Origin of the sequence: Citreicoccus inhibens, assembly GCF_019039035.1 — a bacterium.
GTDB lineage: Bacteria > Myxococcota > Myxococcia > Myxococcales > Myxococcaceae > Citreicoccus > Citreicoccus inhibens.
Map to the genome: position 1 here is coordinate 74,605 of NZ_JAHNZT010000003.1, position 26,748 is coordinate 101,352.

At 69.4% G+C, this 26,748-nt stretch carries 23 protein-coding genes; 19 read left to right on the top strand and 4 right to left on the bottom strand.

Annotated elements, in window-relative coordinates; genetic code table 11:
* Positions 1-8 precede the first annotated feature (8 nt).
* Both KRR26_RS04905 and KRR26_RS04910 read left to right on the top strand, forming a co-directional pair.
* Positions 9-539: a hypothetical protein gene (locus KRR26_RS04905; protein ID WP_120201277.1), complete on the top strand. Its 531-nt coding sequence runs from the start codon at positions 9-11 to the stop codon at positions 537-539.
* Positions 540-613: 74 nt separating this feature from the next.
* Positions 614-1,084, top strand: coding sequence for a YybH family protein (locus tag KRR26_RS04910; RefSeq protein ID WP_120201279.1), 471 nt, complete (start codon positions 614-616; stop codon positions 1,082-1,084).
* An 18-nt stretch (positions 1,085-1,102) separates the two neighbouring features.
* Here KRR26_RS04910 and KRR26_RS04915 read toward each other — a convergent pair whose 3' ends face one another.
* Positions 1,103-2,071, bottom strand: coding sequence for a homoserine kinase (locus KRR26_RS04915; protein WP_120201281.1), 969 nt, complete (start codon positions 2,069-2,071; stop codon positions 1,103-1,105).
* A 134-nt stretch (positions 2,072-2,205) separates the two neighbouring features.
* Here KRR26_RS04915 and KRR26_RS04920 point away from each other — a divergent pair, with 134 nt between their 5' ends.
* Positions 2,206-3,795 (top strand): tetratricopeptide repeat protein, encoded by a 1,590-nt coding sequence (locus tag KRR26_RS04920; protein WP_217079229.1) that lies wholly within the window; start codon positions 2,206-2,208, stop codon positions 3,793-3,795.
* On the opposite strand, the gene KRR26_RS04925 is transcribed toward KRR26_RS04920, so the two are convergent.
* Genes KRR26_RS04925 through KRR26_RS04935 form a run of 3 tightly spaced genes read right to left on the bottom strand, consistent with a single transcriptional unit; the run spans position 3,787 to position 7,793 of the window.
* Complete coding sequence (locus KRR26_RS04925; RefSeq protein ID WP_217079230.1) at positions 3,787-4,281, bottom strand: hypothetical protein; 495 nt, start codon at positions 4,279-4,281, stop codon at positions 3,787-3,789. The genes KRR26_RS04920 and KRR26_RS04925 overlap by 9 nt on opposite strands.
* A gap of 1 nt (position 4,282) precedes the next feature.
* On the bottom strand, positions 4,283-5,626 hold the full coding sequence (locus tag KRR26_RS04930) for a cyclic nucleotide-binding domain-containing protein (protein WP_120201286.1): 1,344 nt from the start codon (positions 5,624-5,626) through the stop codon (positions 4,283-4,285).
* A 52-nt stretch (positions 5,627-5,678) separates the two neighbouring features.
* Positions 5,679-7,793 (bottom strand): FHA domain-containing protein, encoded by a 2,115-nt coding sequence (locus tag KRR26_RS04935; RefSeq protein WP_120201288.1) that lies wholly within the window; start codon positions 7,791-7,793, stop codon positions 5,679-5,681.
* Between the two features lie 172 nt (positions 7,794-7,965).
* Between KRR26_RS04935 and KRR26_RS04940 the strand changes: the two genes are divergently transcribed.
* The 16 genes from KRR26_RS04940 to pilM all read left to right on the top strand — a co-directional run bounded on the left by KRR26_RS04940 (position 7,966) and on the right by pilM (position 26,747).
* A complete protein-coding gene (locus KRR26_RS04940; RefSeq protein WP_217079231.1) occupies positions 7,966-9,447 on the top strand; it encodes a TldD/PmbA family protein in 1,482 nt (493 codons plus the stop codon).
* A 27-nt stretch (positions 9,448-9,474) separates the two neighbouring features.
* Positions 9,475-10,824, top strand: a complete 1,350-nt coding sequence (locus KRR26_RS04945; protein WP_120201292.1) for a TldD/PmbA family protein — start codon at positions 9,475-9,477, stop codon at positions 10,822-10,824.
* Between the two features lie 131 nt (positions 10,825-10,955).
* Positions 10,956-11,954, top strand: coding sequence for a ParB N-terminal domain-containing protein (locus KRR26_RS04950; RefSeq protein WP_217079232.1), 999 nt, complete (start codon positions 10,956-10,958; stop codon positions 11,952-11,954).
* 48 nt (positions 11,955-12,002) lie between these two features.
* Positions 12,003-13,397 carry a sigma-54-dependent transcriptional regulator gene (locus KRR26_RS04955; RefSeq protein WP_120201296.1) on the top strand — a complete coding sequence of 465 codons (1,395 nt, stop codon included), beginning with the start codon at positions 12,003-12,005 and terminating at the stop codon, positions 13,395-13,397.
* A 195-nt stretch (positions 13,398-13,592) separates the two neighbouring features.
* A complete protein-coding gene (gspC, locus tag KRR26_RS04960) occupies positions 13,593-14,519 on the top strand; it encodes a type II secretion system protein GspC (RefSeq protein ID WP_199723639.1) in 927 nt (308 codons plus the stop codon).
* A 26-nt stretch (positions 14,520-14,545) separates the two neighbouring features.
* The gene (gene gspD / locus KRR26_RS04965; protein ID WP_120201300.1) at positions 14,546-17,143 is read left to right on the top strand and encodes a type II secretion system secretin GspD; all 2,598 of its coding nucleotides are present in this window, start codon (positions 14,546-14,548) and stop codon (positions 17,141-17,143) included.
* A 4-nt stretch (positions 17,144-17,147) separates the two neighbouring features.
* Positions 17,148-18,965 carry a type II secretion system ATPase GspE gene (gene gspE / locus KRR26_RS04970; protein WP_120201302.1) on the top strand — a complete coding sequence of 606 codons (1,818 nt, stop codon included), beginning with the start codon at positions 17,148-17,150 and terminating at the stop codon, positions 18,963-18,965.
* Between the two features lie 44 nt (positions 18,966-19,009).
* Positions 19,010-20,266, top strand: a complete 1,257-nt coding sequence (gspF, locus tag KRR26_RS04975; protein ID WP_120201304.1) for a type II secretion system inner membrane protein GspF — start codon at positions 19,010-19,012, stop codon at positions 20,264-20,266.
* A 15-nt stretch (positions 20,267-20,281) separates the two neighbouring features.
* Entirely contained in the window at positions 20,282-20,425 is a 144-nt protein-coding gene (locus tag KRR26_RS04980; RefSeq protein WP_199723640.1) for a hypothetical protein, read from the top strand.
* A gap of 67 nt (positions 20,426-20,492) precedes the next feature.
* Positions 20,493-20,900, top strand: coding sequence for a type II secretion system major pseudopilin GspG (gene gspG, locus KRR26_RS04985; protein WP_199723641.1), 408 nt, complete (start codon positions 20,493-20,495; stop codon positions 20,898-20,900).
* Positions 20,901-20,960: 60 nt separating this feature from the next.
* Positions 20,961-21,395: a type II secretion system protein GspG gene (locus KRR26_RS04990; RefSeq protein WP_233576523.1), complete on the top strand. Its 435-nt coding sequence runs from the start codon at positions 20,961-20,963 to the stop codon at positions 21,393-21,395.
* Complete coding sequence (locus tag KRR26_RS04995; protein WP_120201308.1) at positions 21,392-22,123, top strand: type II secretion system protein; 732 nt, start codon at positions 21,392-21,394, stop codon at positions 22,121-22,123. The genes KRR26_RS04990 and KRR26_RS04995 overlap by 4 nt, the downstream gene beginning before the upstream one ends.
* Positions 22,120-23,049 carry a type IV pilus modification PilV family protein gene (locus tag KRR26_RS05000; protein ID WP_120201310.1) on the top strand — a complete coding sequence of 310 codons (930 nt, stop codon included), beginning with the start codon at positions 22,120-22,122 and terminating at the stop codon, positions 23,047-23,049. Before KRR26_RS04995 ends, KRR26_RS05000 begins: the two co-directional genes overlap by 4 nt.
* 8 nt (positions 23,050-23,057) lie before the next feature.
* On the top strand, positions 23,058-23,732 hold the full coding sequence (locus KRR26_RS05005; RefSeq protein WP_120202269.1) for a PulJ/GspJ family protein: 675 nt from the start codon (positions 23,058-23,060) through the stop codon (positions 23,730-23,732).
* A complete protein-coding gene (locus KRR26_RS05010) occupies positions 23,732-25,135 on the top strand; it encodes a type II secretion system minor pseudopilin (protein WP_120201312.1) in 1,404 nt (467 codons plus the stop codon). Before KRR26_RS05005 ends, KRR26_RS05010 begins: the two co-directional genes overlap by 1 nt.
* Before the next feature lies 1 nt (position 25,136).
* On the top strand, positions 25,137-26,747 hold the full coding sequence (pilM, locus tag KRR26_RS05015; protein WP_120201314.1) for a pilus assembly protein PilM: 1,611 nt from the start codon (positions 25,137-25,139) through the stop codon (positions 26,745-26,747).
* Position 26,748 lies beyond the last annotated feature (1 nt).

Below are 26,748 nucleotides of genomic sequence, written 5' to 3' on the forward strand. Positions count from 1 at the left end.
GGCAGGGCATGCGATTCGAGACGAGGCAGCGGATCCAGGGGTCGGTGACGGAGGTGGAGAACGCGCTGCTCGACGCGCGCTACTTCGACTTCCTCCTCAAGCACCACGGCGTGCTGCTGGAGCTGCAGCCCCTGGAGGTGAAGGACGAGGGCAACGTGGTGCGCCGCAAGGTGCGCTACCGCCCCAAGCCCGTCATCTCGTCCATCGGGCCCAAGCAGGTCCCGCCCGAGTGGTTCGCCTTCATCGAGACGTCCGCCTACGACAAGCGCAAGAAGGAGCTGTCGTTCTCCAACGTGCCCACCTCCGGCACCATCTCCAAGATGCTGGTGAACACGGGCGTGCTGCGCTTCCGAGACCTGGGCAATGGGCAGACGGAGCGCTCGCTCGACGGCGAAATCTCCCTCAAGCTGCCCTTCCTGATGAAGCCGCTGGCGCTCATCGGCGAGAAGATCATCCAGGCCGAGGGCCTGAAGATTCTCGACAACGAGATTCCCGTCCTCAACCGCTTCATCGCCGAGGTCATCCGCAAGGCCGCCTGAGGCGAGCGACGAGGCAGCCTGTGGGGCCAGGGAATGGGTTGACACCCGTGTGGTTCACCCCATAAGGCCCCGTCATGCACAAACGCTTCCTCGTCGTCTGCTGCCTGTCCCTGCTGGCCGCGTGCGCCCCGAAGCGCATCCCCGGCACCAACATCAGCGACACGTCCGAGACGCGCGCCATCCTTCAGGAGATGGAGCGCTACCGGGCCGCGCTCGAGGCGCTGGACGCCAAGGCCATCGTCGCGCTCGTGTCCCCGAAGTTCCACGATGACGCGGGCACCGAGGACCCCGAGGACGACCTCACCTACGCCAACCTCCAGCCGCACCTCCAGGCCCTGTTCCAGAAGATCAAGGACCCGAAGGTGGAGATGAACGTGCGCCGCGTGGAGTTCAACGACGCGGGCGACGTGGCCGCCGCCGTCTACTACTGGAAGGCGAGCTGGCGCCTGCCGGGCCTGACGCCGCGCGCGGATCAGGACTCGGAGCTCAAGCAGATGGTCTTCCAGCGCGTGGATGGCCAGTGGAAGATTGTCTCCGGCATCTAGTGCCGGAAGGCGCGCCCCTCAGGCCCCCACGAGGTCACGCAGTCCCTGGGGGCCGAGGGCCGCCAGCGTCCGCGCCCGGGACAAGTAGGTGCGGTAGTCCTTGGGCGTCAGCTTGTCCGGCGGCAGCGGGGACAGGTGGTAGTCCCGGATGCGGCTGGCCGTGAAGCGCACGGCGCCGAAGAGCGCGTGGCCGTAGAGGCTGGCGCGCTCGACCTCGGCCAGCGGGCGCGCGTCCTGGTAGCCGCGCACCAGCGCCCGGCACAGCTCCGGCTGGTAGGCCCCGTCAAAGCACCAGGCGTTGAGCGTGATGGCCACGTCGAGCGTGTACGCCTCGCGGCAGGCCATCTCGAAGTCGAAGAACGCCCCCACCCGCTCCCCGAGCCACTTCACGTTGTCCAGGAAGAGGTCCGTGTGGATGACCCCCAGGGGCTCCAGGCCCTGGCGCTCGGACTCGGCGCGCGCGAGCAGCGCGGTCAGCTCTCGCGCCGCCTGCGCCAGTTCGGGCTCGGGCCGCTGGCGCAGCCCTTCCAGCCAGCCGCTCACCTGCGTGGGGCCGTAGGGGTTGTCCCGCGAGGCGCTGAAGGACTGGGTGGCGCGGTGCAGCTTGCCCAGCTCCAGGCCCAGGCGCTCCACATGCTCGGGGGTGAGCTGCTCGCGTCGCAGCTCCTCGCCCACCAGCCAGCGAAAGACGCTGATGCGCCCGCCCTCCAGGGGCAGGAAGTCCGCACCCTCGCGCGTGGACAGCAACACCGGTGACGGGAAGTGGAACTGGGACAGGTGCGCCAGGAGCGCGGCCTCGAAGCGCAGGTCCGCCTCGCTGCGCACCGTCGTGTGACGGACGAAGTAGCGACCACGCTCCGTGTCCAGGCGGTGGTTCGTGTTGATGGAGCCTTGCGGGATGGGAGTGACCGTCCGCACCGCCCCCAGCTCGAACGCCTCGGCCACCCGCGCGAACGCCTCGGCCGAGAGTGTCGTGTACACCGCCATCGCGCACCTCCCGAGCGGATGCCCCACCGGCTCCCGGCGTTGACACCCACGGAAGCCAGACATATCAGTGCATCTCGTATAGTCATCATAACCGTCCGAAACCATTCAATTTTCGCGCGGGAGAGGGGCGTCCCATGGACACGGCAGGCGGCAAGGGGCGCAACGGGGGCCCGCGGCGCGAGAGCCTGGGAAGCGCGCTGGCCCAGATTGGCGTGGTGGCGGCGCTGCTGGCCGGCGGGGTGACTTACGGCGTCCATCGCGGCCAGGTGCGGCAGGAGACCGAAACACACCTGCGCATGGCGCGCGCGGCGGCGCAGCGGGACAACCCGGCGGACCTCGCGGTGGCGATGCAGCAGTTGGACGCGCTCTTCGCCCTCAACGCCGACATGCGGGACGCCCAGGCGCTCGCCGCCGACGTGCAGGCGGAGCTGTGGCTGGAGCATCGGCAACCCGGAGCGGATGCGAGGGCTCGAGAGCACCTGGAGCGGGCGGAGGCGCTGGGCGCTCGCTCCGGCGAGCGCTACGGCGCGCGCGCGCAGCTCCTGCTCGCCGAGGGCAAGACGGCGGAAGCGGAGCGGCTGCTGGAGGAGCTTCGGACCCAAGGGGCGAACAGCCCTCGGCTGACGCTGGCGCAGGCCCGGGTCCTCCAGCTCAAGGGGGACCTGGCGGGCGCGCGGCAGGCCTATGCCCGCGCGGCGGATGCGTCGTGGAAGGACCCTCGCTTCGCGACCGCGTACGGCGAGGCCCTCTTGGACGAAGGCCAGTACACCCAGGCCGTGGAGGCCTTCTCGCGCGCCACCACTGCGAACCCGGATCATCTCCTGTCGCGCGTGACGGCCGCGCTGGCGCGACTGTATGCAGGCCAGCCCCGGGAGAGCGCCGAGCCCACGCTCGCGGACGTGCGTGGACGCGGCCGAGAGCTGACGCCCACGCTCCAGGCCCGGGCCGAGGCGCTCCAGGCGGAGCTGGCCCTGGCGAAGGGCGCGATGGAGGAGGCCCTGGGCGCGGCGGACCAGGCGATCCGGGCGCGCGCCGATGAGCGCTTCGCCCTCTTCACCCGGGCCCGCGTGCTCGCCGCCAGGAAGTCACCCGAGGCCCGAGCCGCCTTCGAGGCCGCGGTGGCCGCGCGACGCACCGCTCCCCTGCCCTATGTGGAGGGAGCCCGCGCGCTCCAGTCCGCGGGAGACGGCGCCGGCGCGCTGGCCCTGCTCGACGCCTACGCGACGACGTTCAAGGACGTGAAGGTGACGCTGGCGGATGGCAAGCCCGTGGCCGCCCTGAGCCGGGATGATCGCTACTGGCTGGCGCGCGGCGGCGTGTTGGAGGCCGCGGGGAAACAGGACGACGCGCTCGCCGCCTACGAGCAGGCGCTCGCGGTGCGCGGCGTGGGCATGGCCCGAGCGCAGTACGCGAAGGGCGCGCTGCTGCTCGCGCGCAAGGACTACGCGGGAGCCAGACCGCTGCTGGCCGCGGTCGCACCGGAAACAGGCGCGGGCACGCTGCCAGCGGCCTACGCGGCGATGGGCGACCTGCTCTTCGCCCAGGGCGACTTCGCGGCGGGTTGCCAGCACCACTACTTCGGGCTGGTGCGAGCGCGGGCGCAGGGAACGCCCCGCGCCCAGCTCGCCTCGCGCATCGAGGCGGTGCGCCAGCGGCTGGAGGCCGCCGGGCAGGCCAACATGGCCAAGGCCTGGGTGACGCAGACGGCGGCGACGCTACAGTAGCTCCGCCGGGTCCAACTGGCGGTGCTTCGCCTTCACCACGCGCCACGCTCCGTCGGCTTCCTTCTCGAACGTGCCCTCGATGGCGTAGGCGTTGAGGACGCTCTCTCGGGCCAGGTCCTCCAGCTTGTCCGCCTGCGAGCGGCCGAAGATGAAGCGCGCGCGGAAGTCGCCCTGCGTGGGTGACACCTCGTGCACGTCGATGTCCGTGGTGAAGATGCGCACCCATTGGCCGCGGAGGACTTGCGCCGCCAGGATGCGGTGCACGTCCTGGCGGTTCCAGCCGTCCGTCGTCTTGAAGCGCTCGGAGACGCCCTCCATCACCGCGCCGACGTTCTTCTCCTCGGCGGCGCGGGTCATGTTGATGATTTGCCGGGTAATGGCGTCCTTCACCCCGGGCTCCTCGCGCGGCCAGAAGCACAGCACGAGGAAAGCCGCCACCAGCGCCAACCCACCCGCCACCACGCGCGAGCGCGTCACCGTCACCATCTCACGCCACTCCCGCCTCGGTGTCCGGCTCCACCACCAGTTCGTCCGCGTCGATGATCTCCGCGGGCCGCAGCGCCTCGCCAATCTGCTTCAGCCGGCGATCCGAGAGCTGCTCCAGGTACGTGCGGATGTGCGGGAAGGCCTTCACCAGTTCGTGGAAGGCGCCGCGATCCAGCGAGGCCGCCGCCGTCTTGCGCGTGGCCACCACCGTGGCCGTGGCACGCAGGCCCGTGAGCAGGGAGATTTCTCCCGCTACGTCGCCCTCGCGCAGCACGCCCAGCGTCACCACGCCGCCAGCGGGGTCCTCCTTCTGCACCACCAGCTCGCCGGCCAGCACCAGGAACAGGCCCGGTGAGTGCTCACCTTCCACGAGCACCTTCTCGCGCGCCTGGAGGGCTCGGAAGGTGAAGCGCTGGAGCATCGCGCCGCGCTCCGACTCCGGGAGCTGCTGGAACATGGGCGAGGTGGCCATCAGGTTGCGGGCCATGCGCTGCTGCGCGAAGTCCGCCAGCACCTGCGGCACGTCCGGGTGGCTCTTGGCCACCGCGTTGAGGTGCTCACGGCGGATCTCGAAGACCTCCGCGTCGGACACCGCGGTGACCGTGGCCGTGGGCGGCGCGCCGGTGAGCAGCGAGATTTCTCCGAAGATGGAGCCGCCGCCCAGGAAGCCCAGGGTGCGCGCCTCGCCCTCCACCCGGCGCGTCACCTCCGACTTGCCGGCGACGATGACATGCAGGTGGTCGTTCGGCTCACCCTCGTGGATGATGACCTCGTCCGGCTTGACGACGCGCCAGCCCATGCGGGCCACCAGGTCGATGAACGCGTCGCGGCCCAGGTCCGCGAACAGCGGCAGCGGCGGACGGCCATGCGGATCCGCGACGCCCCCCGGATCCGGCGCGGCGAGCACCTCGATGGCGCGCGAGGACAGCTCCTCGCCCATCAAGCCCATGAGGTCCGTGTCCACCTTGCCGTCGTAGAGCACCTCGGGCGGCAGCGGTGGAGGCACGGCCGCGCGCCCCGGAGCACTGCGCGCGGCGCGCGAGTGGACGCGCACGAGCGTGTCCTTCAGCCGCCGCTCCGAGGGCGACAGCTCCAGCCCCAGCTTGCAGGCCGCGATGGCGCTCAGCAGGTAGTCGCGGCGCAGGAGCCCTTCCGCGCACGCGTGGTACGCGGTGACGGCGCGCTCGCGCTCGCCCAGCTCAGCCAGGCACCGCGCCGCCAGCATGCGCGAGCGATGGTCCGCCGGAACACGGCGCACCGCCTCCGCGAACACCGCGAGGGCGCGCTCGAACTGGCGCTCCTCGATGAGGTCCACCCCGAGTTCACGCAGCGACGACTCACTCATCCCGAACCTCTCGCCCTGTCTGCATCATCCCAGCCTGCGCACCGCGCACGTGTCACTCTCCCGACTTCGGCTGCATCTCGCCCAGGTACATCTCGGCCTTGCGCTTGACGTCCGCGTCCTCCGCGGACGCCTCGATGACGATCTTGAACTTCTCCGTGGCGGCCTGCGGATCCCTGTCCCGCTGGATGTACGCCTGGAGGAACAGCTCCTCCACCCGCTTCTGGAGCGTGCTGAGCCCGTCCCGCGCGCGCGAGTCGCCCGGGTTGAGGCGCAGCGCCTCGCGGAAGTGGGTGGACGCCGCGCCCAGGTCTCCGCGCTTCAACGCGGCCTGCCCCGCGGACACGGACGCCGAGGCCAGCTGCTCGTCGATGGAGTTCACCAGCGAGCCGCTGAAGCCAATCTGCCGGTACAGCTCGGCGGCGCGGCGCAGCGGCTTCACCGCGGCCTCCAACGCACCGGACTGGTACTTGCGCTGACCGTCCTCGAACGCCGTCTTGAACAGCGGGATGAGGCGCTTGAGGTCGCGCGCCCGGTCGCGGATGTCCTTGTCCGCCTTGTTCTTGTCCACCACGCGGTCGCACTCCAACACCGCGCGCTGGAAGTCTCCGCCGTTGAAGCGCCGCTCCACGTCGATGAAGGCCTCGGCGACCTGCTCCTCGCGCCGCCGCTTGGCCGAGTCCGCCGCGCTCGCGTTGCGGATGCGCGTCTGCCGGGCCGCGTCCGTCGCCTCCTTCGCCAGCTCCGCCTCCAGGTCCGTCAGCTTCTGCTGGTAGATGGGCCGGGCGTTCTCGGGGAGCTTCGCGAGGAGCGGGCGCACCGCCTCCGGGTCCCTCGACGCGAGCGCCGCGTCCGTCTGCGACACGAAGAACTGGCCCTCCTTCTCCTGGAGCTCGGTCTCCAGATGGGTCTTCTCCTCGTCGCTCTTCGCCGTGCCCTGGGGCGCCGCGGCCAGCTTCGCCCGCGCCTCCTCGAACTTGTTCTCGCCGATGAGCGCGCGCGCCTGCTCCAGCGCCTCGGCCACCGCCTGCTGCTTGCGAGCGGCCTTGCCCAGCCCGTCCACGTCCACGCCGGGGTTGAGCTTCTCCGCCTCATCCACGAAGCGCACCGCGTCCGCGAACTCACCGCTGCGAACCGACTCGCGGGCCCGCTGCATGAGCTGGGTGGACTTGGCGATCTTCGGGTCCGGAGGCGGCGGAGGTGGCGGGTCCTGCTTCGCGAACACGAGGCCCATCACCAGCAGCAGCACGACCACGCCGCCGCCGATGGCGAAGAGCTTCATCTTCGGGTCCATCCCCTGCGGCGTCCGACTGACGGAGCGCGCCGGCGGTCGCGACTTGCTCGCCCCACCCGCGGCCCTGTCCTGCGACTGCGCGCCTGGCCGCATCAGGTCCGAGAGCTTGTAGTTGGCGTTGGTCGCCTCGTTGAAGCGCGGATCATTCGGATCCACGTCCGAGCCGCGCGCCGCGCCCGAGGCCCGTCCCCCCTCCTTGGCCGGAGCGGGCTTCTCCTTGGGCGGCGCATCCTTCTCGCTGTCCGCCTTGGCGCGCAGCTCCTTGATCTGCTCGGCCTCGTCCACGAAGCGCAGGCGCGTCTTGCCCACGGCGATCTCGTCGCCGTGCTTCAGCAGGCATTCGTCCACGCGCTGATCATTGACCTTGGTGCCGCTGACGCTGCCCAGGTCGCGCATGACGACGCCCTTCTCGCCGTACACGAACTCCAGGTGACGCCGGGACACCGACTGGTCCGTGAGGACGAAGTCGCAGTCCTTGCCGCGCCCCACCACCAGCCGCACGCCCTGGAAGCGCTTCTTGCGGCCCTTGTCCGGCCCCTCCAGGGACTCCACCAAGACAGGAGGCCCCGCGCGCGTGGCGTCGGAGTTGTCGTCCTCGTCCTCCGGGCCCTCGGACGCCTCCTCGCGCAGCACCTCCACGGAGGCCACCCGCGTCTCGCCGGTGAGCGAACGCTGGGAGTCGTCCTCGCCGTACAGCTCCGGTCGGGCCTCGTCCGAGCCCCCATCCTCCGACTCGGGCGCGGACCAGTCCTCCTCCTCCGGCGCCGGACGGGAGGCACGGCCCGAGGCCGCGGGCTTGGGTCTGCGTTCCGCCGGCGCGCCATCCGGACGGCCGGTGCCCGCGCGAGACGAAGGTGGGGGACGACGAGGAGGCATGTGCAGGTTCCAGGTTGAAGCGGCGGGCATCTTAGATTGCCGCCCCCACGGTGGGAATGCGGACAGGCCCGTCCCTCCAGGAAGACTGGCCCCCCTTGTCCGTTGAACCGGGGCGCCGTGCCTCCTATGTAGGTACTTCGCACCCCACCCTTCACCCTGGGAGAGTCCGATCATGCCCCGAGCATCAGCCCCGCCACGGCGCGCCCGCCCCTCGCAGCTCGCCCCGCTGGCGACGCGGCAACCCGCGCCCGCCCCGCTGCTGCCCTCGGGGTTGCTCGAGCGCCTCCTGGCCGAGGCCATGGCGCGCGGAGGGGACTTCGCCGAGGTCTACGTCGAGCGGACCTCCACCACGGCGGTGGTCCTGGAGGAGTCGCGCATCCGGAGCGCCCAGGTGGGCCTGGTGCAGGGCGTGGGCGTCCGAGTCATCGCCGGGGCCAAGGTGGGCTACGCCTACTCGGACGACTGGGACGAGCCCGCCCTGGTGCGCGCGGCCCGGACCGCCGCGATGATTGCCCAGGGGGGCGGCGCCGAGCGCGCGTTCCCGGTGCACCGCGCGCCAGTGCCCAGCCACTACCGGGTGGCCACGCCGCTGGAGGACGTGGCGGTGGCGCTCAAGACGAAGCTGCTGACCCGCGCGGACCGGGCGGCGCGCGGCTTCGACTCGCGCATCCAGCAGGTGAACGCCACCTACGTGGACCAGACGCGGCGCATCGCCGTGGCGAACACGAACGGCCACTACTGCGAGGACACCCAGGACCTGTGCCGGCTGGCGGTGCACGTGGTGGCGCTGGGCAAGGGCAACGAGCGGCGCACGGGCATGTACGGCGGCGGCGGCCGGGTGCCCTTCACGCACTGGGACCTGCACCCGCCCGAGGAGGTCGCCCGCGAGGCGGCCCGGCAGGCCGTCGCCACGTTGGGCGCGGTGGACTGCGCGGCGGGTCCGCAGACGGTGGTGCTCGCGCCGGGCTGGAGCGGCATCCTCCTGCATGAGGCGGTGGGCCACGGCCTGGAGGCGGACTTCATCCGCAAGGGCACGTCCCTCTTCGCTGGGAAGCTGGGCGAGAAGGTCGCCTCGGAGCTCGTGACGGTCATCGACGACGGCACGGTGGCGAGCGCCCGCGGCTCCATCAACGTCGACGACGAGGGCACGCCCGCCGAGCGCAAGGTCCTCATCGAGAAGGGCGTCCTGAAGGGCTACCTCTATGACTCGCTCAACGCGAAGTTGATGGGCCAGCGATCCACGGGCAGCGGACGCCGCGAGACGTTCAAGAGCATGCCCCTGCCCCGCATGACGAACACGTTCCTGGCCCCCGGAGACCACGCGCCCGAGGACATCCTCGGCGAGGTGAAGCGCGGGCTGTACTGCGCCACCTTCGGCGGCGGACAGGTGGACATCAGCAACGGCAACTTCGTCTTCGAGGTGAGCGAGGCCTATCAAATCGAGGACGGCAAGCTGGGCCGCCCGGTGAAGAACGCCATCCTCGTGGGCGTGGGACCCGAGGCGCTGAAGAACGTCACGCGCGTGGGGTGCGATCCGCGCCCGGATCCGGGCATGGGCGTCTGTGTGAAGGACGGGCAGATGCTGCCGGTGGGCGTGGGGCTGCCCACGGTGCGAATCGACAACGTGACGGTGGGCGGCACGCGGGTCGGCTGAGGCCGGACGGAAAGGGAGACGTCGACCATGAGCAACTACGAGCAGCTCGCGAAGAAGGTCGTCCAGCGCGCGAAGAAGAAGGGCGCCCAGCAGGCCGAGGCGTTCCTCGAGGTGGGCCGCCAGAGCAGCGTCCGCGTGCGCGAGGGCCAGGTGGAGGACCTCACCGAGGCCACCAGCAAGGGCGTGGGCGTCCGCGTCATCGTCAAGGACCGGCTGGGCTTCGCCTTCACGTCCGACTTCACGCCCTCCGGCTTGGACCGCGTCGCGGACCTCGCCGTGCAGTTGGCCGAGGCCGCCGCCCCCAACAAGCTCAACGGACTGCCCACGCGCAACGAGCTGGGCAAGTCCGTGGATCCAGGCCCCCTCTTCGACCCGAAGGTGGCGGGGCTCGCCGGCGATTGGAAGATTCGCGCCGCCCTCGAGGCCGAGAAGGCCGGGCGCGACGAGGACGCTCGCGTGGCCACGTTCGACTCGGTGTCCGCCGGTGACTTCGTGACGGAGGTCTACCTGGCCTCCAGCGAGGGCATGACCGGGAGCCACAGCGGCACCTACGTGTACATCGTCGCGGTGCCAGTGGCCTCGGAGGCGGGCCAGCTCCAGACGGGCTACTGGCTGGACTACAAGCGCTTCCTCGACGACCTGGAGTCGCCCGAGTCCATCGGCCGCGAGGCCGCGCGCCGGGCGGTCCGGATGCTGGGCGCCCGACAGGTGAAGACACAGCAGGTGCCAGTGCTGTTTGATCCGCTGGTGGCCGCTTCCTTCGTGGGCAACCTCGCCACCGCCGCGGACGGCAATGCCGTGCACCAGAAGGCCAGCGTGCTGGCGTCGCTCAAGGGCAAGCGGCTGGCGGGCTCGCATGTGACGCTGGTGGATGACGGCCTGCTCGCGCGCGGCCTCGCCACCACGCCGTTCGACGGCGAAGGCGTGCCCACGCGGCGCACGCCCATCCTGGATCAGGGCGTGCTCACCCACTTCCTCTACGACGCGTTCACGGCTCGCAAGGCCAAGGCGCGCACCACGGGCAACGCGGCGCGTGGCTACAACGCGCTGCCGGGCATCGGCACCACCAACCTCTACCTGGAGCCGGGCCAGCGCGCGCCCGAGGAGCTGATCCGCGAGGTGGATCAGGGCCTCTACGTGACGGCGCTCCTGGGGCACGGCGCGGATCCGGTGTCCGGAGACCTGTCCGCCGGGGCCACCGGCCTGTGGATCCACAAGGGCGAGCTGACGCATCCCGTGCAGGAGGTCACCGTGGCGGGCAACCTGCTCCAGATGCTGACCGACCTGGACGCGGTGGCCAGCGACCTCCAGTTCCGCGGCGGCCCCGTGGGCGCGCCCACTGTCCGCTTCCGGCAGCTCACCGTCTCGGGCGCGTAGTCCGCCCCGACACGTCGCCCTACGCTCCAGCGCGGCTGAGCCTTCTCGCTCTGGGGCGAGAGGATGTCAGGGGTCTCTTGTATCCACACACCCGGCGCGCCATCGCGGCGCGCTCAGGGAGGGGCAAGCACATGGCAGCGAAGTCCGCACGCAAGGCCGCCGCCAAGACGACGACGCGCAAGCCGCGCCGCAAGAAGGCCGAGCCGGAGTCCCGAGGACTCACCGTGGCGGAGGTCGCCAGCGACGCCGCCGCGTACCCCGTCGAGTTGCTGGAGGCGGTCCGCGCCGACGGCGGCGAGGTGCTCAGCGTCTATCGGGATCCGCTGGGCGCGCACCCGGTGGTGCTCGCCGCGCTGCCCATCGACAAGGTGGAGCCCACGCCCTACCAGCGCGACCTGTCCGAGCCCCACGTGAAGCGGCTCGCCACCGCGATGGAGCGGTTGGATCGCTTCCTCGACCCCGTCATCGCGGTGCGCAAGGACGGCCGGTACTGGACGCCCAACGGCAACCACCGGCTGCACGCCAGCAAGCTGCTGGGCGCCAAGGCCATCGTCGCGCTGCTCCTGCCCGAGGAGGACGTGGCCTATCAAATCCTCGCCCTCAACACGGAGAAGGCCCACAACCTCAAGGAGCGCTCCTTGGAGGTCATCCGCATGTACCGCGGACTGGTGGGCGCCGGGCGCGCGGGCCCCGAGACGAACTTCGCGCCCCTCTTCGACGAGCCCTCGTTCATCACCCTGGGCGCGGCCTATGAGCTGCGCCCCCGCTTCTCCGCGGGCGCCTACCACCCCTTCGTCAAACTGGTGGAGTCCTTCCAGGCCCGGCCACTCGCCGAGATGCTCCCCCTGCGCGAGGCCCGCGCCGCGCGCCTCCTGGAGCTGGACGACGCGGTCGTCGCCGTCGTCAACGCGCTCAAGGAGCGGGGCATGCAGAGCCCCTACCTCAAGAACTTCGTCGTCGCGCGCATCAACTTCCTGCGCTTCCGCAAGGACGGCGCGCCGCCGGACTTCGACGCCACCCTGGACCGGATGCTCGCGAGCGCCCGCAAGTTCAAGGTGGACTCGGTGCGCAAGGAAGACATCGGGCGCATGGGCGGCGGGCCCCTGGAGCCGGATGAGGACGCCAGCTAGGGAACAAGCCTTGCAAGTCCGAGGTCCGCGAAAGGCACACGCACACCCATGACATCGCCCACGGTCCTGGTCGTCGACGACGACCGCGCCAACCTCGATTCGGTCTCCCGCATCTTCCAACGGGAGGGCTTCGCCACGCTCACCGCAGCCCAGGGCACCGAGGCGCTGGAGCTGCTCCGGCGCCCCGAGGTGAGCGTGATGGTGACCGACCTGATGATGCCCGGGATGGATGGGCAGGAGCTGCTCAAGGCCAGCCGCGCCATCCGCCCGGACGTGGAGGTGGTGCTGATGACCGCCTACGGCACGGTGGAGACGGCGGTGGCGGCCATGAAGGACGGCGCCTACGACTTCATCACCAAGCCCCTCAAGCGCCACTCGCTGGTGAAGGCCGTCCAGAAGGCGCTGGAGAAGCAGGCGCTGGTGGCGGAGAACCAGTCGCTCAAGGCGAAGCTGGCGGAGATATCCCCCTCGGGTGGAAAGGCCATGGTGGGCCAGTCCCCTGCCTTCCGCGCCATGCTGGACACGCTGCGGCAGGCCGCGCCCTCCACCGCCACCGTGCTCCTGCTGGGAGAGTCCGGCACGGGCAAGGAGCTGGCCGCCCGCGCGTTGCACGAGTACTCGGCGCGAGCCCGGGCGGCCTTCATCGCGGTCAACTGCGGCGCGCTGCCCGAGAGCATCCTGGAGGCGGAGCTGTTCGGCGTGGAGCGCGGCGCCTTCACCGGCGCGGTCGCGCGACGCGAGGGCCGCTTCGAGCGCGCTCACGGAGGCACCCTGTTCCTGGATGAAGTGGGCGAGCTGCCACTCACCGCGCAGGTGAAGCTGCTGCGCGTGCTCCAGGAGGGAGAGCTGGAACGCCTGGGCGGCACGCAGACGGTGAAGGTGGACGTGCGGCTCGTCGCCGCCACGAACAAGGACCTGCAGAAGGAGGTCGCCGAGGGCCGCTTCCGCGAGGACCTCTACTACCGCCTGCACGTGGTGGAGATCCGCGTGCCCGCGCTGGCCTCGCGCCGAGAGGACATTCCCCTGCTGGCGGATGCCTTCCTGCGCCGCTTCGCCGCGAAGAACGCCAAGGTGCTGCGCGGCTTCTCCGCCGAGGCGCTGGGCGTGCTGGAGAACTACGCGTGGCCCGGCAACGTGCGCGAGCTGGAGCACGCCGTGGAGCGCGCCGTGGTGCTCGCCCGCGGAGAGGTGCTGGAGGCGAGCGATCTCCCCGAGTCGGTGCGCAAGGGCCCGCTCGGCTCCGCGGGACAGCTCGTCATCCCCATCGGCACGCCCATGGAGGAAATCGAGCGCCGGGTGATCCACGAGACGCTGCGCCACACCCGGGGCGACAAGACGCTGGCCGCGCGCCTGCTCGGCATCGCCGCGCGCACCATCTACCGCAAGCTCGAGCGCGAGCAGACCGGCCCGGAGACGCCCCCTCCCCCGGGCGTGCCGGACTGACAGGGCGTCACACCAGCCCCCGCTCGCTTTTGACAATTTGTCCGCACGGCGGCACGGGCCTGCTCGCCCCCTCGGGCGCGTCCGCTATTCCGAAATAATTCCGAGCACTTGGCCGTAAGGCTCCAGTTCCCCGCCCGCCTCTGCCGGTGGCACTTGGCTTGCTGAATCCGGGGCTGGCTTTCTCTTGGAAGCGTGATGGAACTCTTCTTTCGCAAATACTTCTGGACGGTGAGCTTGCTGTTCATCCTGTTCGTCGCCTTGCTGGCGGCGCGCACGGTGAACCTGTTCGTCGAGTCCGCCATCGCGCCGGCCCCCTCTTCGGGGCAGTCCGCGCGCGCGCCGCACCACGCCCGTGCGGCGGAAACCAGCATGGCCTCGCTCGACATCGAGCGGCTGTCCAAGCTCACCGGCATCAAGATTCCCGAGCCCGAGGTGGCGGTGAAGGAGCCCGAGGGGCCGCCTCAGATGGACCCCAACGCGCCCCCCGCCAAGAGCGGCATGCGCGTGAAGCTCCTGGGCACGCTCGTGGCGGCCAACCCGGAGTGGTCCTTCGCGTCCATCCAGGACATGGTGACCCAGCGCTCGCAGACATACATGGTCGGCAACACGCTGCAGGGCGCCATGATCATGGAGATCGAGCGCGAGCGCGTCATCATCAACAACGGGGGCCGCCGCGAGTTCATCGATGGGCAGCCCGGTGACGGCGCCGTCGCGGCCTACACGCCGCCGCCCACCACCGCGCCCGCCAACACCGCGCCGCCCGCCAGCAACGGCCTGGGCAACGGCATCAAGGCGCTCAGCGAGAACGAGTACGAGGTGCCCAAGGCGGAGATTGACCGCACCCTGGGCAACCTCAACGACGTGGCCATGCAGGCGCGCATCGTTCCGGCCTTCAAGGATGGGCAGGCCGTGGGCTTCAAGCTCTTCTCCATCCGCCCGGATTCCATCTATTCGAAGATTGGCGTCCAGAACGGTGACGTCATCCGACGCATCAACGGCTTCGACATGAACAGTCCAGAGAAGGCTCTGGAGGTCTACTCGAAGCTGAAGGACTCCTCTCGTATCGAGATCGAGATCGAGCGCAACGGAGCGCCGATCCGCAAATCGTACAACGTCCGTTAAACACCCCCAGCAGCGCCCGCTCCTCCATGAAGACGCTCCTGTCCTGGATGCTCTGTCTGTGCCTCGCGCTCGCCGCTCCCGCGTGGGCGCAACGCCGTCCTTCGCTGCCCGATAACGCTCCTCCGGGAACGCGGACGATCTCCCCGCAGGCGCCCACCGCGCCCGCCACGAACCCGGGCTCCGGCAACGAGTCCCAGGGCTCGCGCACCACGCCCACCTGTGAGGACGCCCGGCGCCACGCGCGCTACGGCATCTACTTCGACAAGGTGGAGATCGAGAAGCTGGTGCAGACCGTCTCGGACGCGACCTGCAAGACGTTCATCCTCCCGGAGAACGTGCGCGGGAAGATCTCCATCATCGGACCGGAGAACGGCCGCGTGGAAGTGGACGCGGACCAGTTCTACTCCGCGTTCCTCGCCGCGCTCGACGCCAACGGGCTCGCCGTCTACCCCTACGGGCGCTTCCTGAAGATTGTCGACAAGCGCTCCGCCAAGCAGAACCCCATCCCCACCATCACGGATCCGGATCAGCCGTACACCACCAATGAGCAGATGGTGACGAAGCTGTTCAAGATCAAGAACGTGGAAGTGGAGCCCCTGCGTGGCGTGCTCCAGCAACTCGTGTCCAAGGACGGCGACACCATCCCGTTCCCGCCGGACACCATCATCGTCAACGACGTGGGCTCCAACATCCACCGCTTGGAGCGGTTGATTGATCAGCTCGACAGCCGCGCCGCCAGCGACGAGATGCGCGTCATCCAGGTGCAGTACGCCACCGCGCAGGACGTGGCCACCACGGTGCAGCGCCTCTTCGAGTCCAAGACGACGCGCCCGGGTCAGCGCCCCGGCTCGTTCACGCCGCCCGTCAACCCGGGGGGCCCTCCCGGCGAGGGCTCCGTGGCCGCGGGTGGCCAGGAGGCCAGCGGTGGCCCGGTGACGCTCACGCAGATCCTCCCGGACGAGCGCACCAACAAGCTCATCATCGTCGCCAGCCCCGCGGCGTTCGCGCGCATCCAGGACATCGTCCGGGAGATCGACATCCCGGCGGGCGGCGGCGGCCGCATCAACATCTACGCGCTGGAGAACGCCAACGCGGAGGAGCTGGCCAGCACGCTCCAGTCGCTGGCGCAGGGCACGGCCAATCGTCCGCGCAACCTCCCCGCGCCCCAGCCTCCCGGTGGCATGCAGCAGCGCCCGGCGGGCACGCAGGCGGCGGAGCTGTTCAGCGGCGAGGTGAAGATCTCCGCGGACAAGGGCACCAACTCGCTCGTCATCATCGCGAGCCAGTCGGACTACAAGAACCTGGTCCAGGTCATCCAGCAGTTGGATCAGCCGCGCCGGCAGGTGTTCGTCGAGGCCGTCATTATGGAGGTGAACCTCGACCGCAACAGCGAGTTCGGCATCAACGTCCACCAGGGCTTCAGCCTGAAGGCGGGAGACAACGACGCCGCGGGCATCGTGGGCACGAAGTACACCTCGTCCGGCGCGCCCCCCTCGTTCAGCCTCGCCAACCTGGCCAGCTTCGGCGGCTTCCTCGCCGGCATCCAGGGCCCGGTCATCCCCGCCCTGAAGAACCTGGGCATCGACATCCCCGCCTTCGGCGTGGTCCTGCACGCGCTCCAGCAGTCCTCGGACGTGAACGTGCTGTCCACCCCGCACATCCTCACCAGCGACAACGAGGAGGCGGAGATCACCGTGGGCCAGAACGTCCCGTTCCAGTCCGGCTTCTCGCCCTCCAGCCTGAGCGGCGCCGCGGGCGGCACCGGCACCGCTGGCGGCCTCAACCCATCGCTGCTCGCGTCGCTGGGCGGCCTGGGCTCGCTCTACGCGCCCATCACCCGCCAGAACGTGGAGCTGAAGCTCACCGTCAAGCCGCAGATCAACGAGAGCGACTACATCCGGCTGGTCATCACCGAGCAGACCGAGGAGATCGCCTCGACGGATCCGGTGCTCGGCCCCACCACCAGCAAGCGCAGCGCGAAGACGACGGTCATCGCCAAGGACCAGGAGACCGTGGTCATCGGCGGCATCATGCAGGACCGCACCATTGAGTCCGTGGCCAAGGTGCCAGTGCTCGGCGACATCCCGCTCATCGGTCACCTGTTCCGCCAGACGACGAACAAGAAGACCAAGACGAACCTGCTGCTCTTCCTCACGCCCTACATCATCCGGGGCCAGGAGGACTTCCGCCGCATCTTCGAGCGCAAGATGAAGGAGCGGCAGCAGTTCGTGGAGCAGTTCTACGGCCAGGTGGCGGGCTACGACGTGGCGGTGGACTTCAGCCGCAAGCCCGGTCCGCTCATGCGCATGAACCAGGCCGTCATGAAGGAGGAGCAGCGGGTGGAGAATGGTGGCCCGGGCTCAGCGGGCGAGCGCGTCATCCGGCCAACCGCCCCCCAGGCTCCCCAGGCAGCCCCCCGCGCGAACCCGCAGTCCCCCGCCCCCTCGCCCGCTCCGGGCGCGGGCCCCGAGGTCCAAGCGCCGGCCAACGGCCGGGACTTCGCAGCGCCCGCCACGGGTTCCGACAAATCAGCGCCCGCTCCGAGCGCGCAGCCCGCGGCCCCCGCGTCCCGTCCGGACGCGTCGCCCGAGCGCCTGCGCATCCAGCCGGGCCAGGGGGAATGAGTCCATGAACGTGACCGCGGATCCCACCACTCAAGGCGCCGCCCCGACCGGCGCGTCGCCACGCAACGACGCCACCCAGGTCGTCGCCCATGGTCAGGCCTATCTGTGCGGCCGTCCGCTGGGGGAGATCCTCCGCGCGCTCGTTCCGGCGCTGACCGAGGAGAAGATCCAGGAGGCGCTCGCCACGCAGGCCGAGAAGGGTGGCCGTCTGGGCGAGGTGCTGGTCGGGATGAAGGCGGTCACCGAGGAGGACGTGGCGCGCGCACTCGGCCACCAGCTCGACCTGCCCTATCTCCAGCGCATCTTCACCGAAGAGGTGGATGTCGAGCTGGTCAAGCGCATCCCCATCAACTTCGCGCGCCAGACGCACATCCTGCCGCTCGCCGTGGAGGGAGACGCCGTCGTCCTCGCCGCGGCGGATCCGCTGGACACCACCGCGTTGGACCACGCGCGGCTGCTGCTCGGGCAGAACATCAGCCCGCGCATCGCGCTGGCGTCCACCATCGTCGACACCATCAACGCCGTGTACGACCGCTCGGTCAACGAGGCCGAGCAGCTCGTCGACGAGATGGAGACGACCGAGGACCTGGACTCCCTCGCCCATGAGCTGGAGGAGCCCAAGGACCTGCTCGACGCGGACGACGAGGCTCCGGTCATCCGACTGGTGAACTCGGTGCTCTTCCGCGCCGCCAAGGAGCGCGCGAGCGACATCCACATCGAGCCCATGGAGCGCGAGCTGCTCGTGCGCTTCCGCGTGGACGGCGTGCTCCAGGAAGTCATCAAGCCGCCCAAGCGTTACCAGAACTCCATCGTCGCTCGCGTCAAGGTGATGGGGCAGCTGAACATCGCGGAGAAGCGCCTGCCGCAAGACGGCCGCATCCGCATCAAGCTGGCCGGACGCGACATCGACATCCGCTTGTCCACCATCCCCACCTCGTTCGGCGAGCGCATCGTCATGCGTCTGCTGGACAAGTCGGCCACGCTGCTGGACCTGGCGGAGATTGGCATGAGCCAGCAGGTGCTGGGCTCCATGTCGGCGGTCATCAAGCGCTCGCACGGAATCGTCCTGGTGACGGGCCCCACGGGCTCCGGCAAGACGACCACGCTCTACGGCGCCCTGTCGAAGATCAACACGCCGGACCTCAACATCCTCACCGTCGAGGACCCCGTCGAGTACCAGCTCAAGGGCATCAGCCAGATGGCGATCGCCCCGAAGATTGGCCTCACCTTCGCCCAGGGCCTGCGCTCCTTCCTGCGCCAGGACCCGGACGTCATCATGGTCGGTGAGATCCGCGACAAGGAGACGGCGGAAATCGCCATCCAGGCCTCGCTCACCGGCCACCTCGTGCTCTCCACGGTGCACACCAACGACGCGGCCGGCGCCGTCACCCGTCTGGTCGACATGGGCGTGGAGCCGTTCCTCGTGGCGTCGTCGCTCACCGGCATCCTCGCCCAGCGCCTCGTGCGCCGGGTGTGCCCGGACTGCCGGCAGCCGTACACGCCCACGGACATCGAGCTGCGGGAGCTGGGACACACCCTGGCGTCCTTCAAGGCCCGCTATGGCGTGGACCGCATCTACAAGGCGCTGGGCTGCCCGGCGTGCAACCGCAACGGCTACCGCGGCCGCACCGGCATCTACGAGTTCCTGACCGTGGACGATGACGTGCGTCAGCTCGTCCTCAAGAACGTGGACGCGGGCACCATCAAGAAATCCGCGCTGTCCAAGGGGATGTTGACCCTCTTGGAGGACGGTGCACGCAAGGTGGCGCTGGGCGAGACGACCATCGCCGAGGTGCTGAGCATCACGCAGGAGGACATCTAACCCCGCGCTCCCCTCGCAGGAGCGCCGGGGGGTGAGCCATTCCCATGCCGGTCTTCGAATACAGAGCACTCAACAGCGCGGGTAAGCAGATCAAGGGTCTGCTGGAGGCGGACTCGCCCAAGACGCTGCGCACCAAGCTGCGCGCGGATGGCCTCTTTCTCACGGACGTCCTCGGCCAGGCCGAGGGCAGCCGCGGCGCCGTGGCCCAGGGGGGCAATGCCTCCCTGGTGGCGCGCGACATCAACCTGCGCAAACTGGCGGGCGGGCGCGTCAGCACCGAGGACGTCGCCATCCTCACCCGCCAGCTCGCCACGCTGCTGGGCGCGGGCGTCACCGTGGTGGACTCGCTCAACGCCCTGGTGGACCAGGCGGAGAAGGAGCGCCTCAAGCGCGCCCTCTCGGACATCAAGCAGCGCGTCAACGAGGGCTCGTCCCTGGGTGACGCGTTCGGAGCCCACCCGAAAATCTTCCCCAGCATCTACGTCAACATGGTGCGCGCGGGAGAGGCCTCGGGCGCGCTGGAGACGGTGCTGCTGCGTCTGGCGGACTTCACGGAGAACCAGGCCAAGCTGCAGCAGAAGATCATCGGGACCATGCTCTACCCCGCCATCATGATGGTGGTGGGCGGCGGCATCCTGGTGCTGCTGATGGTGTTCGTCGTTCCGAAGGTGACGAAGATCTTCGAGACGATGAAGGCCACGCTGCCCATCCAGACGCGCATCCTCATCGCCACGAGCAACTTCCTGCAGGGGTGGTGGTTCGTCATCTTCCCGGCCATGGTGGCCGGGGCGATCTTCTTCGCCCGCTGGACGAAGAGCCCCAAGGGCAAGCCCAAGTGGGATCGCTTCACGCTCAAGGCGCCCATCTTCGGCAGCCTCGTGCGCCTGCTGGCCATCTCGCGCTTCGCCCGGACGCTGTCCACGCTGCTCAAGAGCGGCGTGCCCATGTTGGCCGCGCTCGACATCGTCAAGGCCATCATGACCAACTCGGTGCTGGCCGAGGCCGTGGAGAACGCCCGCGAGTCCATCCGCGAGGGCGAGAGCATCGCCAACCCGCTCAAGCGCTCGGGACAGTTCCCGCCGCTCGTCTACCACATGGTCGCCATCGGCGAGCGCTCGGGCCAGCTCGAGGACATGCTCATGTCCGTGGCGGACAGCTACGAGACGCAGGTGAACGTGCGCATCGGCGCCCTCACCTCGCTGCTGGAGCCCATCCTCATCGTGATGATGGGCGCGGTGATTGCATTCGTCGCGTTCTCCATCCTGATGCCAATCCTTCAGGTGAACACGGCCATCCACTAGGGAGCCCAGGACCCGATGAACCACACGCTCGACCGGTGGATCCAACGCGCGACGCTGGCGGGGCTTCTCGCTCTGGCGGCGGCCCTGGTGACAGTGGGAGCGCGGCTGTACGCGGAGCCGACCTCCCGCGCCCAGCCAGGACTCAGCGCCTCGCCCTGAGTCTGACACGACGACACAACGACATCCCGGTGGCTTGCCAGAAAGTCACCCGAAGAGGAGTGCAGAGATGACGACGATGAACACGAAGTCGCAGCGCCGCCGCAGCCGTCGAGGCATGACCCTCATCGAGATCATGGTGGTCATCACCATCCTCGGCCTCATCGCGGCCGCGGTGGGCGTGGCCGTGATTCCGAAGCTGGAGGAGGCGAAGCAGGACACGGCTCGCCTGGACATCAAGAACATCCAGAGCGCCCTGAAGCTCTACTACACGAAGAAGGGCAGCTACCCCGACACGGGCACGGGCCTGAAGGCGCTGGTGGACACGCAGAACCTGGAGAAGGTGCCCACCGACCCCTGGGGTCACGAGTACGTGTACATGAACGAGGGCGGCAAGCCGGTCATCATCTCGTACGGCGCGGATGGCAACGCGGGCGGCGAGGGCTCGGACGCCGACATCTCCTCCAAGGACAAGTAGGCGCGGCGCTCGAACGCGAAGCCGACGCGCCTCTCACGTGTTGTCGTAGGAATGGCCCCGATGACCGAGCTTTCTTCCTCTCCGACTCCTCCCGCGCAGGCGCGTCCTCCCCGGACCGGGAAGGTCCTGCTCGGCGTCGTCTTCACCGCGGCGACGCTGCTGGCCTTCGGTCTGGTGTGGGCCACCAACGACGCCACGCTCAGCCCTCCACAGCGCCAGGCGCGCGACCAGATTCGCCGCTTGGAGGGCATCTTCAAGTCCTACAACCGGCTGATGGGGCGCTTCCCCACGCAGGAGGAGGGCTTCCAGCCGCTCCTGGACTCGAAGGTGCTCGGCCAGATTCCGATGGACCCCTGGGGCCACCCGTACGTGTACCGGATGGAGGGCCGCACGGGCGCCGTGCTCTCGCTCGGCTCGGACGGCCAGCCGGGGGGCACGGGAGACGCAACGGATGTCTTCAGCGGTGGGCTCGTGGCGCAGGGAGGTCAACCTTGAGGTTCTCGCCCTTCTCGGCCGCGTGGCGTCAGCGCTCGCGCCGCGGGCTGACCCTCATTGAAATCTCCATCGCGCTCGCCATCGCCGCGGTGTTGTTCGGCGCCGTGGCCATTGGCATCGGGGCGCTGACCGGGGCCAAGGCGAAGAGTTCCGCGGTGGAGATGGCGGGCGTCATCCGCTCGCTCTACGACTCGGCGGCGCTGAGCGGCAAGACGTGCCGGCTCGTCTTCGAGATCCCCGACCCCAAGAGCGAGGAGGCCACGCGCTACCACGCGGAATGCGCGGGCAGCGGCGTCACCACCTCGCGCGACCGGGACTCCGCGCTGAAAGACGACGCGAAGGCGCGCACGGAGCGCGCACGGGCCCACGGCAGCGGGCGCGACGAGCGGCGCAACTACACGCGCTCGGACAACAGCACCCCGTCCGCGCAGGAGCTGATGGCCCAGGAGAAGGAGCGCGTCGAGGAGACGACGAAGTTCTCCTCCTTCACCGCCGAGGAGGTGGGCCCTCGCGAGTTGCCCGCCGGCGTGTCCGTGTCCGTGTGGACACGCCAACAGCACGCCGCGGTGGAAAGCGGCGTGGCGTACCTCTACTTCTTCCCCCAGGGCTACACGGAGAAGGCGCTCGTGTACCTGCGCCAAGGCGAGAACGTGTGGACGCTGGATGTGTCACCCCTCACGGGCAAGGTGAACATCGTCGCCGAGGCCCTGGAGGTGCCCCGCTCATGAGACGCACGCGCGGCTTCACCCTGCTGGAGGTGGTGGTGGCCATGGCCATCCTCTCGCTGGCGCTCATGGCCATCTTCGACCTCAACTCGGGGGCCGTGGCCAACCACGCCTACACCAAGCGGCTCACGGTGGCGGCGCTCCTGGCCCGCTCGAAGATGACGGACCTGGAGCAGAAGCTCTACGACGAGGGTTTCCAGAACGACGACGACGAGGACTCCGGCGACTTCTCCGAAGAGGGCTGGCCCCAGTTCAAGTGGCGCGCGCGCATCATCGCGCCCCGAACGCAGGGCGTGTCACCGGATCAGCTCATCGGCGCCATCTTCAACCTGCCCATGGGGGGCGGCGGAGACGGCGACGGACTGGGTGGTCTCGCGGCGATGTTCGGCGGCGGCGCGGGAGACAAGAAGGGCGGAGACAGCGCCGCGGGCATGACGCAGGGAATGAGCGGCCTGCAGGGCTCGGCCATGAGCATGGCGCAGCCCATGTTCACGCAGATGGTGGACCAGCTCACCAAGTCCGTCCGCGAGGTGCACCTCACGGTGTACTGGAAGGACGGCAAGCAGGTGGAGAGCATGGACGTGGTGACCCACGTCGTGTCGCTGGGGCCGGGTGGCGACCGCAATGGCTCCACGCCCTTCACGCCCAATCCGGGGAGCCAGCCGCAGAACTTGAGCGGCCAGTGGGTGGATCCGACCACGGGGATGATCGTCCAGAATCCCGTGCCGGGTCCGGACGGTCGCACCATGCTCGACCCGATCTCGCGCAAGCCCCTGCAGAACCGCACCGAGTGGCTGCAGCAGCAGAACGGCGGCTCGCAGCGCCCGGGCACGGGCATGGGCACGGGCGGCATCGTCCCGAATGCACCGAACAATCCGTTGGGCCGGTTCAACATGCCGAACTTCGGTGCGGGAAGGAACTTCCAATGAGCTCTCGCATGAAGCGCCTCGGGCGCAGAGGGTTCACGCTGATGGAGGTGATGGTCGCCGTGGCCATCACCGCGCTCATGGGCACCGTGGTGGCCATGGCCTTCCAGACGGGCTTCAGCGCCAAGGAGACCGTGGAGGGCGAGGCCGAGCACTACCGGATGGTGCGCGTGGCGCTCAACCGCATGGCCCGCGAGATTGGCTCGGCCTACGTGAGCGACCGGTATGACCTGAAGCGCTTCCGCGACCAGAACGACCGGCCCACCAACTTCGTGGGCGAGCGCGACAAGCTGCTCTTCACCACGTTCGCCAACCAGCGCCTGTACACCGACGTGAAGGAGTCCGATCAGGCGGTGGTGGAATACTTCGTGGAGGCCTCCAACGACCGCGGCGCACGCGGGCGACTGGACCTCAAGCGGCGGGTCAACCCCAACGTGGGTGACCGCATGGATCGCGGCGGAACCACGGACGTCCTGTTCGAGGGCGTCAAGACCTTGGAGTTCGCCTACTGGAACTCGGAGAAGAAGGAGTGGGATGACGAGTGGGACACGCGCCGCAATGAGCAGCGCTCCATCCTCCCGACTCGCGTTCGAATCACCGTCACCGCGCTCGACGAGAATGGAAAGGAAGCGCGCTACACCACGCAGACGCGCGTGATGCTCAACACGGAGCTGCCGAGGTTCTGATGCCCCTGCCCTTCTTCCAGCAGGCGCCCCGACGGAGGCGCCCCGCCAGCGCCGCCGCGCAGCCGCCTCGGGGACCGGCGGTCCGCGAGGGCCGTCGCTCGCGCGGCGTGGCGCTCATCATCGCGGTGGTGTCCATCGCGCTGCTCACGGTGGTGGCCACCGAGTTCGCGTACAACACGCGCGTGGACCTCCAGCTCGCCGCCAACCAGCGTGACGAGGTCCGCGCCTACTACATGGCGCGCTCGGGCATCGCGATGGGCCGGCTGCTCATGCGGTTCCAGAAGCAGGTGGACCAGACGCCCATCCCGAACATCGGCGACCTGCTCAAGCAGTTCATGCCCGGCGCCCAACAGGGAGGCCAGCAGCAGGCCCAGCCGCAGTCGCTCAACATCCAGCTCTGGAAGCTGGCGCGAGTGGACTGTCACATGCTCAAGGGGCTGGTGAAGAGCGACGCCGCGACGGACGAAGAGGGCCGCTCGGAGACCGCGCCCGTGAAGGCGGACTCCAAGTTCCAGATGGAAAACGAGGACGAGGAGCAGGGCGGCTCATCCGAGGTCGCCTCGCAGATGCACAAGCGCTCCTTTGGCGGATTCGAGGGCTGCTTCCTGGCCACCATCAGCGACGAAGAGGAGAAGCTCAACGTCGTGCGGCTCAACTCGGGCGCGGGCGATGCATTGCCCACCGCGTCTCGACTCTTGGACATGATGTCCGACAAGCGCTTCGAGTTCCTCTGGGACCACGAGGACGCCAACAAGGTCCGCACCACGCCCCAGGATGTCCTGCTCGCGATGAAGGACTGGGCTGACGACGACACCACCCAGTCCTCCCTCAACTTGAAGGACCCCACCAACCCGCTGGTGAATGGCTTCTCGGACGAGGGTTCGCCCTACAGCCGCTATGAGCCGCGCTACGAGCCGAAGAACGCCCGCTTCGACAGCCTGGACGAGCTGTACCGAGTGCACGGCGTGAACGACGCCTTCATGGCGGCCTTCCGGGACCGGCTCACGGTGTATCCGGACCCCAACTCCAAGCCCAACATCAACACGGATGATCCGGTGATGCTCGGCTTGGCCATCATGTCCGCGGCGGACCCGAGCCGGCCGGATCCCCGGCTGTCGGATCCGGTGTTCCTCAACGAGCTCATCTCGCGCATCCGCGCCGCGCGCATGTTCAGCTTCTTCGGGATGTCCGTGCAGGACTTCCTCGCCGTGATGGAGGCGGCGGGGGTCGCGACCAACCCGAGCATCAAGAGCAACGTCGCCAACAATCGCTACCTGGGCGACAAGAGCACGACGTTCACCATCAAATCCGTGGGAGAAGCGGGCAGCGTCCAGAAGACGCTCACCGCGGTCATCCGGCTCGACGACGGGCTGGGCAAGCTCCTGTACTGGAGAGAGGAATAGCATGGCCCGCATCCTTGGCCTGGACCTCGGCAGCCAATCCGTGAAGGCGGTGGTGCTGGAGTCCAAACAGAAGGGACACACCCCCAAGGCCTACGCCGAGGTGCGCCGCGCGCCCGAGGGGGACAAGGCGGAGACGCTGCGCGCCGCGCTTCGGGAGCTGATGGCGGCGATCCCCCCCGGGCATCTGGATCAGGTCGTCATCGCCCTGCCCGGTCCGGGGCTCACCACGCACGCGCTCCAGCTGCCCTTCTCCGACGCTCGCCGCGTGGAGGCCGCGCTGCCCTTCGAGATTGGCAGCCAGCTCCCCTTCGACGTCTCCGAGTCCGTCTACGACTACCAGGTCGTGGGGCTGAAGGACGCGGGGAACGCCAAGGACAAGGCCGCGGACCTGCTCGTGGGCGTGGTGCGCCAGGAGGAGCTGAAGGGCCTGCTCGAGATGCTCGGGGAGCTGAAGCTCGATCCGCGCGTCGTCACGCACCCGGGGCTCGCCTACCAGAACCTGCTCCAGCAGGCGCCGGGCCTCTTCCAGGGCCTGGGCGAGGGCGGCACCGTGGCGGTGGTGGACATCGGGCACGAGCGCACGTCCGTGGCCATTGGCCGACCGGGCCAGGGCGTGGAGCTGGTGCGCACGTTCGCCGGCGGCGGCCGGGACCTGAGCCGCGCGCTGTCCACCGAGTTCCAGACGTCCTACCCCGAGGCGCACCAGTGGAAGGAGCAGCACGGGGCCATGGCGGGCGCGGCGCAGGGGCCGGACGCCGAGCGCGCCTCGGCGGCCTTCGTGCGCGGCCTGCAGCCCGTGCTGCGCGAGCTGCGGCCCACGTTCAAGGCCTTCACCGCCCGCACGCGCCGGCAGGTGGACGCGATCGTCCTGTGCGGTGGCACGGCGAGGATGCCCGGGCTGGCGGACCAGCTCAGCCAGGACCTGCGGGTGCCCGTGCGGGTGCTCGCGCTGCCCGCGGACTCGGTGGAGGTCATCCCCGCCGCGCAGCAGTCCACGGCCGCGCAGGCGTACGCGCTGGCCATGCGGGGCAATGCCTCGGGCGCGCGCGCGCCGCGCTTCAACCTGCGCCGGGGCCCGTTCGCGTTCAAGGGCGACTTCGACTACGTGAAGGACAAGCTGGGGCTGCTGGCGTCGTTCGGCGTCACGCTCCTGCTCCTGCTCGTGGCGTTCGGCGTGGTGCGCAACACGGTGCTGTCGCGGCGCGAGGCGCAGGTGGATGCCGTGCTCTGTGACACCACGCAGCGCATCCTCGGCACCTGCGAGAAGAACTACGACCGCGCGCTCAACATGCTCAAGGGCGTGGAGAGCCCGGCGGCGGCGCTGCCGCAGATGTCCGCCGTCAACCTGCTGTCGGAGGTGACGCAGCGGATCCCCCCGGAGATTCCGGTGAAGTTCGACCGCATCCAGATCGACCTGGACCGCATCATCCTCCAGGGCGAGACGGACAGCTCGAAGCAGATCGACGCGCTCTCCACGGCCTTGAAGAACCATCGCTGCTTCAAGGAAGTGAAGGAGGGCAAGGTGGAGAAGACGCGCGACGGGCAGAAGCTCTCCTTCCGCCTGGACGTGCAGGTGCAGTGCCCCGGCGAGCAGCAGGGCGGGGAGAGCTAGG